1 protein-coding gene is annotated in these 611 nt (G+C 25.2%); it reads right to left on the reverse strand.

Going from position 1 to position 611, the window contains the following annotated elements:
• Positions 1 to 266 (reverse strand): hypothetical protein (locus tag EII29_RS11505; RefSeq protein WP_199726093.1); only part of this gene is annotated, 266 nt, incomplete at its 3' end.
• Positions 267 to 611: the final 345 nt, after the last annotated feature.

The following is a 611-nucleotide window of genomic DNA, read 5'->3' on the forward strand; positions in this document are numbered from 1 at the left end:
TTCATTTCTTCCGCTTTTTTACTTTGTGATTCTCTTTTTATTTCTGCCGCTCTCTTCTGTATACTGTTTGTATTTGTTACAGGTATTTCTTCCATAACCGACGGCTCTTCTATTTTTTCCATCTTCTGTTGCTGTTTTTGTTCTTCCGCCTGTCTTTTTCTCGCTTCTCTTAACAGTCTATCCACTGCAGGGTCACTGTAACTTATCTGCTCCGTTATTAATAATACAAATCCTGAAAACATCAGCATTATTTTTTTAAGTTTCATTTTTCCTCCTTATAATTCCCATTATTATTTTCATGTCTAACCATTCAATATTTAATATAAAAATTTCAATATTTTATATCTAAATTATTTGATAATACAAATCAAATAATCAATTACAAATAACATTCATTTTCTGTCAAAATAAATATAGAATTTTAATAATACAGATAATCACTTTATCAAAAATATCTTCTTAATAATTTTAGATAAATACTTTATCTAAATAAAATTATTTTACATAAAAATAATTAAAAAGAAGATTAACAGATTTCAAATTTTATTTCTTTTTATTTACTTTCTTTTCCCTTACAGGTTTTTGAACTTTCTTCACAGCTTTCTTCTTAT

Origin of the sequence: Leptotrichia sp. OH3620_COT-345 (genome assembly GCF_003932895.1) — a bacterium.
Classification (GTDB): domain Bacteria; phylum Fusobacteriota; class Fusobacteriia; order Fusobacteriales; family Leptotrichiaceae; genus Pseudoleptotrichia.